Consider the following 11560-nt stretch of genomic DNA (forward strand, 5'->3'; position numbering starts at 1 on the left):
TACTGCTATGGTAGGTTATTATTAATAGTAATCAACGACATCAATATAACTTTAAAGTATATAATCAGCCTTCTTCCACGTTGATTTGGTATAAGGAATTTTCGTTTCTACGGCTGTTTTTGCCTCATCATTAAAAATGCGAATAACTACATCATTGACTAAAAGCTTATGTGTAAGTACCTCAACTCCCTCGATAATTACGAGACGAGTATTAGGGGCAAGTTGACTGGCTTTCTTTCCCCTTTTTTCTGATGAAAAGGTCGTAAGGTTAATAAGGTTTCTGTCCAAAAGCTGCTCAAGAGCAAAAGTTTTGGAGGATATATGCTCATTGCTAAGGGATTTAGCAAGCTGTTTGCTCAGTAAGACGGGTCCTATTTTCGTCCATCCATCAATAAGGACAAGGACCCGTTTCTGCACAAATAACTTTTCCTTTATTTCGCTCATAACCTTTGCAAAAGTACTTCTATTATAGGTACAGATAAATTGTACTGCTTCAGCAAGATCCTTCATGATATAATCAGGACCACCCAAATCCCCTAAAGGAAGAGGGCATCCAGAGCGGAGTAGAATGGTTCGACAGCCTGCATTTTTTCCGGTAAGTACATCCCGAGGACTATCTCCAACAAAAAAACTTCTGCTTAAATCTAGGTTGTACCTTTTCTGTGCTTTTTGAAGCATACCTATGGCTGGCTTACGACAGGTACAGGCTATTTTGTATTCAGGTCTTTCCCCCTTATGGCCCTTTTCCGGGTGATGAGGACAATACTCAATGGCATCAACATAAGCGCCAGCTTTTCTCAACAGCTTCTGCAGGAGTTCATGAATAGCATCAATTGTTTTAACATCACAGAATCCCTTAGCAATGGATGGCTGGTTTGTTGCAACAATGACGGGGATATGCGCATCATTAAGTCTTCGAATAGCACGGGCAGCACCAGAAAGAACTTTTACCTCTTCAATGCGATGTAAATCCTCCACATAAGCATTAATAGTTCCATCTCGATCAAGAAATACCGAACTTACTCGGTTGAGGATTTTACCTTCAGCAAGATCTTGGCTCGCTTGCTTAAGCCGTTGTGTCGTTCCTATATCTCTGATGTATTCATCCGTCCTATAACCATAAACCACCATTTTCTTGTGAAGAAGTTCTGGAATAAGGTCTCGTGCAAAGTCAAATGTTCCTTGTTGAGGAATCAATGAAAAGCACTCAGGATTAAGAAGATAAAGCGCAGCATTCGTCATTGTTCCATAACGAGCATTCCCTGGCTTATGAATTATTTTCTTAACCCTGTTTGTATCATCAAGAAGAACCACATCGCTGTCTTCTGGATGATCCGAAGAATGGACAACGAGGGTTGCCTGTGCTTTTGTTTGTTGGTGAAATTCATACAGTCTTCTGAGATTAACTGTACTGAGAACGTCACCATACAGAATGAGGACAGGAGCGTTTTCCTTGGTGAGAAAGTGAAGCCCACCAGCTGTTCCTAATGGTTCTTTTTCAATGAAATAGTCAATCATTGCATGAAATTGATGCCCATCAGTGAGGTATGCTTGAATCTGTTCTGCTAAGTATCCTGTTTTCAACAAAATTGAAGAAAAACCGTATTGTCGTGCATAGGTAAGTACATACCACAGCAAAGGCTTTCCGTCTAAAGGAACTAAGGGCTTGGGTATGGTCTTGGTAAGTTCCCCGAGCCTGGTTCCCTTTCCACCAGCAATAATAACAACCTTGTTTTGAGAAGGATCAAAGGGGTAGGTGTTTTTCATAAGGTGCTCTACTCTTCTATTTGTTTTTGGATAACAGTTATTAACTGATTAGTTACATCTTTTTGAAATCATATCGGGTTGTTCTGATTTTCCACATGTCTTTGAGGAATTGGACAATAACATGAGAAGTAGTGAAGTTACTGATAGCTGAATCAACCCATCGTACAGGTATCTCCTTTATTGAAAATCCCATCTTTCTGGCAATATAAAGAATTTCCACATCGAATGCACTCGATTTAATGGTTTGCCGATCAAATATAACCTTAGTTTTGTGGTGAAACATTTTGAATCCGCATTGGGTGTCCTTATAGGGTAGTCCCAGAAGAAGATATTTTATCATTGAAAAACCATTGCTGAGAAATGTCTTAGACCACTTTTTTTCTACGTGGGATTCCTTTAAGCCACGAGAGGCAATACAGATATCATAGTGGTCGATATATTCAAAAAAATGGTCTATTTCGGTCAACGGCGTACTTAAATCTGCATCGTAAAACAGTAAAAGATCATACTGTGCTGCAAGCATTCCTTTACGTACAGAAAAACCTTTCTGGAGTCTGGTGGAATTAACCAGTAACCGTAATTCTGGATGATGAGGCAAATGCTCTTGGATAAGAGGAATGGTCTTGTCACCAGCATCATCAGCAACAAAAATAATTTCAAAAGCATGAATTCTTGAATTCTTCCTCAGGTAATCCAATGACTCCTGAATACAACGAACGATATTTTTTTCTTCTCTATAGGTTGGGATAACGATGGAAAGGGTGTACTGTTTCATGATCGTTTTGAGGAGTTAAGCCTATGGAAGATTGATGACGTATAATTTTGCAACAGGTCTACCATTGGATTCATAACTCCATACCTCGGTAAGGTAGTTATTTAAATCTGGATTCCATGGCTGAGTAAAATTGTGATAATTATCAGGCGTAAGGTACATAATCTGAAGACGGACCGCATCAGGGTTATTTTGTGCGCTTGGCTCAAAGATGCCTTCTCGGACAAGATAGGTTATACCAGCAAGATCTAAAATTCTTTGTCTTTCTTCACTATATTCAAATCGAAGAGGATCATAAAAGCCTACAAGTTGTCCTTTATCATTGATGAGATATTCACTGTTAAACCAATACTCATCCCAATAAAGATACATCGGAAGGCCATAACGAGCATATTCTCTCAGAAGCTGCTCTCTGGCTAGACTATTGTTACCGTAGAGTATAATCGCTGCATCCATCCAGTAGTTTTGAAAATCTCCGAACATAAAAAAATGTGACTGTCTTCCAGTAATTAACTTCGCTCCAAGAAGCCCGTGAAGAGCAAAACTGAGCTCATTTGTTGAGAGAATAAGCATGTTGGTTGAATCTATCTTCTCTTGTTGTACAAACTCCTGCAATACCTTGTAGTTAGGTGGTAGCTCCTGATATCCTATCTGAAAGAATCTATCCTTTCTGAGGTTTTGTAATGCATTCAGATTCGTAAGAAAAACTATTACGATTAAGATAACAGCAATACCTCGGACAATCCACTTTCCTTCCAGAGATGACAAACGGACCTGGGAAAGAATGGTAAGAAGAAGTCCCAGAAAGATAGCCTTAAAAAACATCAGCAAAAAGGGGATCATGTGGCCTGTACTGAGATGCTTGTGAAAGAGTGGAACCGTAAGGAGATAATGAAAAATAAGAGCCATAACACTGAGGAATATCCACAACCCATATTGCCGGAGATTACTTTTTTTCATAAAAAATAAAAAAATAAGACCCGTAACAAGACTGAGGGTTAAAACAGTTGGCAACCATCCATTGAATGAAAAGATTCTTCCAAGATAAATGGGCGTATATCTCCAATAATTAGCACTTTTGGTCAGATCAACATGAACATCAAACTTTTTGGCGTTGATAGCATCTCCGTAAGTAAAAATAATCTCACGCCACCATCCCAGAGAGAGAATAACGACTAAAGTAAGGAGCACCATAAGCAAAGCAATAAGCGTTTTAAGTTTCCATGATTGCTTTGAGATTCCTCCAAAAAAGAAGAATCCAAAAAAGAAGAATAGATACATGATAAAGGGCGCCATTGCATGGATGTGTGCATAAACAATAAAAAAGATCATGAGACTGAGCGAAATAAGTATAAACTTCTTGTCCCAGAGATTACGGTATGATTCAATGAGTCGCAAACGCTCAAAAAACACCAGCATATGCAAGAGAAGGTAGGGTGTGAGTACATTCATAATGGCATTGTATTTAAAATAAGGGGCATTGGTATATTCAAAGGTCAGCACAGCCAACAGAAGAGCAATTATTTCTCCAGTAAATATTTTTCGGTAGAGCAAGAACCAACCACCAAGACCAACAGCGATAAAAATATACGACAGAGGAAGAACGACCTTCCATGATTCAAAGAAATCAAGGCCAAACAGTTTACTGAAAACCATACGAAGATAAAAATAAAATTTAGGTGTTGTTTGGGGCAATCCTAGATATCCATGTGAGCCGCTTTGCCATGTCTGTGAAGGATTATTGATGAGATCCAGCACAGCACCATTCTCGTGATAATAATCACAGCCATACAGGCAGGTAGGGATCTGTTTGAGATCCTTTGTTACCAGAAAAAGGTTTATCCAATAAGCTCCTATAATCAACAAAAGAATGAACCAACAATACCACTTTTTGATAAAGGTTGTGCCAGAAAGCATCATCCCTCAGGCTGTTCGCTCGTAGCAAGGCTCGTATCAAGACATTCCCACGTTACTTTCCATACATAGATATCTTCTCCGGTAAAGGAAGTTCGGTGACTGAAGGGTTCAAAACAGTCCATACCCTCCCCTTCAAAGAAAAACAATCTTGTAAAGGTGCTTTTTGCCAATTGAGGTGCTGATAAGATACTGATATAGTTATCTCCCCTAGGAATAAGAAGTACACTTGCAGGAACCGTAGCATCTGTAAACACCTTCTCTTCAAAAGTGCCATCCTTACCGATGTATACTAACGACTGAGGACGTTGCCTTCCTCCTTGAGTATTCACAAATGCATTGTAATCTGTAAGATTAAGCTCAAGACCATTACCACACATAACCGTGACATTGTCTCGTCTGCCGCAGTTGGCTAATCCAGAAAGATAACTTGGCCAGGGAGCAATCCAATAGTTAGGATCTGCTGTTTGAATCTCTTGGTAAACCTGTGTTGCCGCCTGTTCAGAAAGGTTAAATTCCTCACGGAGGATCTGCAAACCACTACTTCGATCTTTTCCATTAACGAGGTTGTACATTTTTGCACGAGTAAAGTCCCAACTACCAAAGTGCGCCCATACACCACTTTTACCAACCATATCCTCGCTGGTAATGTAATAATTTTCTGGCGGTTGGCAGTGCGAATATTGAAGGACTCCCTCAACTTGATCTGGCTCAAGGTAAGTAGCTAATACCTTGGCTGCTGCAGCTCGGTCAAGGAGAATAATTTCATTTAAAATATCAATTGATTTAACCGTATCATTGAGGTAACTATCTAACTTCCAGAATGCATCATTATTGCCACAATCGACCATACGGAGGATTCCAACGGTCTTTCTCTCGTCATCAGTAAGAAGGCTTTTTCCAACCCAATAGGCCATATGCGTATCTTGGCCAGCGCCATCAAAGGTAACTCTTCTATCTGTTAATGTAATAAACCAATGACCGAAGTCCCACCAGGAATTAACAATAGCATCAGGAGGCGTCTTTTCTTTAATTTCAATAAGGGAATCATACCATGCATCGTGAATGTTCGGGATTTCGCTAACAGCCAGACTTCGTGCTGCATTTAAGGGCTTAATGAGGAGGAGTAACAACAAAAAGATCATAATAAGTCTTGCGAAGAAGAGATTAACTTTTAATTCTCGACTAACCCATGAACTAATAGTCTGATACAGGATTCCCAATCCGCACCCAAGGGCAATGGCAAATGCAGGAACAAGAAGCATGATGAACCTTACTCCTTTAGTACTTGCATAGATCGTTCCAATAAACCATAGCGTGAGAAGAAGAGCATTCTTCACATAGATGTCGCGCCTTCCCTGTGCATCCTTCTTAAAAAAGCTCAGAACAATACCAACAAGCGCAAGGGCAAAAAGAAGATTTCCCCCAAGATTTTGGACAATGTCCCTAAATGAGGCTTCATTAAGTTCAGCAACCGTTGTCTGAATATTTGGCCAAAGTGTTGTCTTTGCCACAGCCTTAATAAGGGTAAAACTCAAAGGGCTGGTAAAGGCAGAAAGAAACACATCCACGTTGTAAAAAAGTGTTACAAAGATACCGGAAAAAACAAGGTAAAGAGCAACAAAGAGCAGCGTATTTTTTATGTGTGGATACAAGAGAAATTCTCGAACATTCTTTTTGAGAAGATCAAAATGACGTATGGCAAGATAGAGAAGATATAATCCCATCGTTGCAAGGATAAAATCAAAAATATACCACCAGCCTCCCCAGGCAAACGCAAAGAGACCAACGCTTAGTCCGGTAAGGCTTGCAAGAAGGGTTTTTAACTTGAGATTGTCAGTTTCAAATGCCTGTAATGAAAGCCAGGTGATAAGGAGCGGAAAGAAAACAGGGTACGGATCTGTATCTGGGGCCCCCCCTATAGTTCTTCCTAAAAACGCAGGATGAACAGCAACAAGAAATGCAGCAACAAAGCCACCAAAATTATTGCTTAATTTTCTTCCAATAAAAAAGGCTGGAATAACGGCTAATGCTGAAATAATGACCGGAGCATAAAAGAAAGTTCCCACAAGTGTTACATCAGGGTTAAAAACATGGACAATTTTGTAGACATAAGCACCAAAATAGGTATGGAAGGTCATCTCTGTCTGTGAGCCGATAGGAGCCATACGTTCTCCATCCCAGCTGATTTTTTCCTTTTTTGATGCATATGCATCATTTGGATACATTAAATCAACAGCTTCAGGTACCTGGCTTGGATCGAGATAGGTTGTTCCTGCATGACCGTACTGGAGGTAATTTTCAATATGGCGCTGAAAAAAGTAAGGATCAATAGAGAGAAGATACGTTAAGCCGTTTTCATCTTGGAATTGCGACTTAAAATACATTGAGGTCTGCTGAATCTGCTGGTCAAGTTCTTGTCCCCGTTCAGTACGAATTTTTTGCAGTTCTTGCTCAACAAGTGTACTCCGAGTCTGTTCAGGAAGATTAGGATACTGCTGATTGATCTGCACACCTATTTGATTTCGTAGGTTTTCATAAACCGCAGAAGCTGCCCATTGATCAGTAATAGGTAAGTAGGCTGGCTGGACTCTGAGATAGATTGAGAAAATAAGGGGAATAAGGATTAAAAAAATAGGTGAATATTTCTTGGCAATCTGCCAGAATCGGCCAAAGTCAATCTTAACTTCCTCTGAACCTTCTTGTTTTGGTTCTTTTGCCCCAGCATTATCCTGCTTGCCTGCAGCACTTCCTTTCTTATGAAACCATTGCTTTATCTTAGAAAAATCAACAACAATCTCCTCTTCTTCTGGAACATGCTTATCGGTTGTCATCTGGTCTAGTGTGATAACAGGTATGAATAAAAATGGTTTTTCCCTCGTTAAGAGTTCAAAACTTCTTAAATTTTGCTGCGGTGTCTACCAGATCAACATGACCTAAGAAGAGTCCTCTACAGCAATAGCGCTCCAAGCCTAAACTATCCATTACTTTCTTCCGGTCTTCTCCGCTCGTTACACGTTCTTGATACTCTTCCCAAAGATGAGCTACCGGTTTTCCGCAACTCACACATCGAATTGGAATCATCATGGTAACTACCCCCCTGCCGTATTGTCAACAAAAACAGAAACAGGATTTGATGGATCTTTATAAAGGTTTCGTAGAATCTTTTCTTCCATGAGCAGCATAAGTCTCCTGCATGGTTTTCATTGTTGTCTTTCCAATAAACGAAAGAAGTAAGGGATGATTTCCTAATGCCTGTATTTTTTCCTGAGACGATCCTTTATCAAATTCTAACGCGTATTTTTGTATTCCTTGTTGAATCTTCTGTAATAAAAATTTGCTCTCTTTATCTAGTTTAGCTACTAAATCAAGCACTAAGATTTCATTCGTGATTCCATCCCTAAATTGTTCCAACTCACCCAAAATATTTTTTGTTAGATAAATAAATCCTAATATTGCCTTCCGATATTCTTCTTCATTCAACACATCAATGCGAATTCGAAGTTGTCCAATCCCTTCTGTATGAAACTTAAACTGTAGATGTGGGAACGCGTGCTTTGCAGGAGGTAAATGGTGCTCAATAGCATAATCTCTATGTATTATCTTTGCATATTCATATCTTGTTGTAATCCTTAAGGAATAATCCTCCTCGGTGATTTCTATACTTGGTTTCTCTTTAATAACTACCCGTATTTTTGAGTCTGGATCATCGAGGATATATTTCCTGAAATAAATCTTTGTGAAATGAAATGGCTTCATCTTACTTAAAGGTAATTCCTTGTTCTTTTTGAAACTTTGCGGCTAACGATTTCTGTATTCTCTGCTTCCATGCTTCTGGTGGAATTTCAACTTCACTTAGTCTAAGAGGTTCTTCAATATCCGCATGAAAAGATTCCTCGCTTAGATTACCATCATAATACAATTGACGGTAATAACCAATACTCAATTCGTGTAAAACTTTTATTCTAAATTCTCTATAGAGAGCCAGGCTGAGTGCACCGATATATACTTCCATAAAAAACCTTGAATAATGCTTGTGTATATTGTCTACTCCAAAGAAGGTTGATGGTGATAACACTTGTTTCCTAAAGAAAATTTTTTTTATCTTTAGGTCAAGAATAAAATCTTCTTTGTTTGATTTTACATCGTTATATTCATATTCAAAAGCAATGGACTCACCATAAGCGAGCGTGAAGAATCCAACTTTCCTTTTGTACTGAATTGCCTTAAGGTTACTATCTCCCACAGATTGACTTCGCTCTTGAAGCAGTTCTCTAATCACATCATTAAAACTATCGTTTTCTCCTTTCAAATGCCTAAGCGTATCCCACACTCGAGACTCTACTTTAATTGTTTTCATCCTTCTTGGAAACGGTGTTGGTATCGTATTCATGTTAAGGTCTACTAGGGTATTTGGTGTATAAAGTAGAATGGTAAACATATATATAAACTTTTCTATTTATTTATAAATAAATTGCTACAGTTGGTCTAGTGGATATACGTGAAAGCTAGAAGTTCACTCCTTGCACTTAAGGAAGATTTATATATCCTGTCTTCTCAGAGATAAGCATGTTTGACGTCATTACGGTTGGATCCAACACCCTTGATGTGTTTGTCAACACCGACTCTGAACTTATTAAGATTTACACGCTTAAAACAGAGGAAGATCTCTTAGCCTATCCTGTTGGTTCAAAGATTATTATCAAAGAACTACAATTTTTCACCGGAGGCGGAGGCACAAATACGGCTGTTTCTTTTGCTCGCTTAGGATTAAAAACAGGATATCTGGGAAAGATTGGCAATGACACGAATGGTGAACAGATTCTTAGGGAACTCAAACAGGAGAAAATCACCTTTCTTGGCACGAAAGGATCTCTACCAACAGGTTATTCAGTTATTCTTGACAGTATTGAACACGACAGAACCATCTTAACCTATCGAGGGGCAAATGAAACACTGAGCTTTAAAGAGTGCAAGCCACGTAATCTTCGTGCGTCATGGTTTTATTTTTGCTCAATGACCGGAGAGGCATATAACACATTGGAAAAACTAGCACGATTTGCAGCAAAGAATAACATTCCGTGTGCATTTAATCCTAGTAACTTCATCTGTGCCAAAGGAAAAGATTTCTTAAGGCCACTCTACCCAAGCCTTTATGTTTTGATTATGAATAAAGAGGAAGCTACACTTTTAGTCGGAGAGGGGACGATTGAGAAACAGCTACAGCTATTAAAATCCCTCATTACTCCTGAAGGTGTTGTTGTCATCACTGATGGAAAAAATGGTGCTTATGCCTATGATGGAAAAGACAAGTACACCATCATTCCCCATGGGGTTAAGATTAAAGAAACAACCGGAGCAGGAGATGCCTTTGCCTCTTCGTTTGTTGCAGGGATTCTCAAAGGAAAGCCTATTCCTTTTGCACTTCAAATGGGCCTGGCCAATGCAGAATCAGTAATTATGCATTATGGAGCAAAGAACAAACTCCTGTCGTGGAAAGAAATCCTCCAAACTATTAAACAAAATCCAGGAAAGATTAAGAAGGAACGGCTGTCATAACCCTATTCCTGAAGAATTCTTGCTATTTAGAAATGTTTATATAAACTCCAGCCAATTCCACAGGATATGCATGCATCAAAGATACTACTATCAGAGATACTACTTGGGTTTGTAGTGCTAGTCCTTCTTGGAGGTTGTAGTAGTCAAAAAGCTCCTGAACTGATTCAAAACATTGAGGAAGAGAACAATACTATCCCTGACCCTTTTTTAGAATCTCATCAGAATAATACGAATGCAACTCCCACGGTGGAGTTAAACCTAACACCACCAAACACCGAAGTAACCTTCGAGACTATATCTCGATACGATCTTCGACCCCATAATGACCGAAAGAACTATGTGATTACCGATCAAGCAAGCTGGGAAGCACTTTTGGACATTATTAATCCCTCTTGGCGAAACAGCACAAATCTACGGACAATAGATTTCGAAGAAGAGATGATTATAGCTGTCTTTATGGGCAGGCAAAGTTCTTCGGGCTATGACATTGAGATAATAAGTATCGATGAGAACACAACTACGTTTAATGTCTTTGTTACCGAAACGTTTCCAAATCCTCGTCATACTGTAGCTGATGTTATTACCTATCCTGCACATCTAGTGGTCACCAAAAAAACGACTAAAGAAGTACTCTTCACTCACATCCGTAAGTATACTCCCTACATTCGTGATGAACGATTGAAACAACAAGGACTTGAGAAAATTTCCTTTGAAAGTGTAATTGTTGGCTGTTCGCCAAAACTGCCAAACTCAGCAAAAGTTGTCGTTGAGACTCAAGAAGAGTATGAGCATCTTATCGAAGAGTACTTTGATTGTCCAGAGGATTTTCCTAAAGTTGACTTTAATGGATATGCGCTTCTTGGGCAGTATACGCAAGGATCTGGTTGTACTCAGGAATATGATAACCAAGTCTATGATGACCAAAAACATAACCAACGGATGTACATCACCAGTGTTAGAGAATCTGGGTCCTGTGAACCGTGGGTAAGAAAGTTCCACCTCATTCTGGTACCAGCCATTCCTGACAACTATACAGTTACGTTTTTTTCAGAGGAACACATCCCCCAAAAAAAGCTGAATTATTTGGAGAGCCCTATCAAAACAATTAAGTATGGTACGTCGTTTGGCGAGTGCAGAGGGTACTGTAAAAGAGAACTTACCATTATGCCCCCACCTGAAATTACCAAAATTACCTATTCCAAATATAATACTAATTATTCACTTCCTGACATAAATGATACCGATCCGTTCACCACACAACAATGGATCGAATTATTGAAGGTGGTAGATTTAGAAGCTTTTTACGCATTACCTGAAAGAATAGGATGTCCTGACTGTCTTGACGGTGGAGCCGAATGGATCGAAATCGTGGAAGAAAATGAATCAAAAAGAGTAACCTTTGAATATGGTTCCTCTGTCCCTGAAATCTACACCTTCTTGACAACCTTAAGAGGCATGCGAGATAATTTTGAAAATAAATAAAGAGTTACATTTATTGTTGTTCTTCTTTTCTCTGTTCATATAATACCTATCACCAAAAAGTTATAG

The 11560-nt window shown here is 39.1% G+C and carries 9 protein-coding genes; 2 read left to right on the plus strand and 7 right to left on the minus strand.

Features of this window, described 5'->3' with window-relative positions; genetic code table 11:
- Nucleotides 1-51: 51 nt before the first annotated feature.
- From HYW21_01430 to HYW21_01460, 7 genes are read right to left on the minus strand one after another with little or no spacing between them, the layout of a single operon-like run.
- Nucleotides 52-1767: an HAD-IIIA family hydrolase gene (locus tag HYW21_01430; GenBank protein MBI2547989.1), complete on the minus strand. Its 1716-nt coding sequence runs from the start codon at nucleotides 1765-1767 to the stop codon at nucleotides 52-54.
- 52 nt (nucleotides 1768-1819) lie between these two features.
- Nucleotides 1820-2542, minus strand: a complete 723-nt coding sequence (locus HYW21_01435) for a glycosyltransferase (protein MBI2547990.1) — start codon at nucleotides 2540-2542, stop codon at nucleotides 1820-1822.
- 21 nt (nucleotides 2543-2563) lie between these two features.
- Nucleotides 2564-4456 (minus strand): hypothetical protein, encoded by a 1893-nt coding sequence (locus HYW21_01440; GenBank protein ID MBI2547991.1) that lies wholly within the window; start codon nucleotides 4454-4456, stop codon nucleotides 2564-2566.
- The gene (locus tag HYW21_01445; protein MBI2547992.1) at nucleotides 4456-7287 is read right to left on the minus strand and encodes a hypothetical protein; all 2832 of its coding nucleotides are present in this window, start codon (nucleotides 7285-7287) and stop codon (nucleotides 4456-4458) included. The genes HYW21_01440 and HYW21_01445 overlap by 1 nt, the downstream gene beginning before the upstream one ends.
- A 55-nt stretch (nucleotides 7288-7342) precedes the next feature.
- Entirely contained in the window at nucleotides 7343-7540 is a 198-nt protein-coding gene (locus tag HYW21_01450; protein MBI2547993.1) for a DNA-directed RNA polymerase subunit N, read from the minus strand.
- 57 nt (nucleotides 7541-7597) lie between these two features.
- A complete protein-coding gene (locus HYW21_01455; GenBank protein MBI2547994.1) occupies nucleotides 7598-8212 on the minus strand; it encodes a hypothetical protein in 615 nt (204 codons plus the stop codon).
- A 1-nt stretch (nucleotide 8213) separates the two neighbouring features.
- Nucleotides 8214-8894 carry a hypothetical protein gene (locus HYW21_01460; protein MBI2547995.1) on the minus strand — a complete coding sequence of 227 codons (681 nt, stop codon included), beginning with the start codon at nucleotides 8892-8894 and terminating at the stop codon, nucleotides 8214-8216.
- Nucleotides 8895-9022: 128 nt separating this feature from the next.
- On the opposite strand from HYW21_01460, the gene HYW21_01465 reads away from it, so the two are divergent.
- Nucleotides 9023-10012 carry a carbohydrate kinase family protein gene (locus tag HYW21_01465; protein ID MBI2547996.1) on the plus strand — a complete coding sequence of 330 codons (990 nt, stop codon included), beginning with the start codon at nucleotides 9023-9025 and terminating at the stop codon, nucleotides 10010-10012.
- A 66-nt stretch (nucleotides 10013-10078) separates the two neighbouring features.
- On the plus strand, nucleotides 10079-11494 hold the full coding sequence (locus HYW21_01470) for a protease complex subunit PrcB family protein (GenBank protein ID MBI2547997.1): 1416 nt from the start codon (nucleotides 10079-10081) through the stop codon (nucleotides 11492-11494).
- Nucleotides 11495-11560 lie beyond the last annotated feature (66 nt).

The organism is Candidatus Woesearchaeota archaeon (genome assembly GCA_016187565.1).
Lineage (GTDB): Archaea > Nanobdellota > Nanobdellia > Woesearchaeales > JACPJR01 > JACPJR01.